At 51.6% G+C, this 289-nt stretch carries 1 protein-coding gene; it reads right to left on the reverse strand.

All coding sequences use genetic code 11. The annotated features are described in order from the left end of the window. Positions 1-232 (reverse strand): DUF4372 domain-containing protein (locus A3730_RS29710; RefSeq protein WP_156501182.1); only part of this gene is annotated, 232 nt, incomplete at its 3' end. Positions 233-289: the final 57 nt, after the last annotated feature.

A 289-nucleotide genomic window follows, 5' to 3' on the forward strand; every position in this document is an offset into this window, starting at 1 on the left:
CGGGTTTGGCGCCAAGGTGGAAAAGCTTATGCTTTTGGCTCTCCAGGTTCGACTGGATATCGCTCAGGCTCTGACGGCCGGAAAGCTGAGACATGGCCATGCCAATGAATTGATCCCAGCGCGTGGCGGATCTCAGTTTTTGCCCGTGATGATGCTCTTTGGCCAGCCTCTCAAAATCATGTCTCGAAACCGGTTTGAGCAGTTGGTGAAAGGCGGTGTTATGATGTGTCAAAGCCTGAACCTCCCTGATCACAATGTTTTCCTCGCAGAATCATTGTAACCAGTTCGG

The organism is Alcanivorax sp. HI0044 (assembly GCF_001634945.1).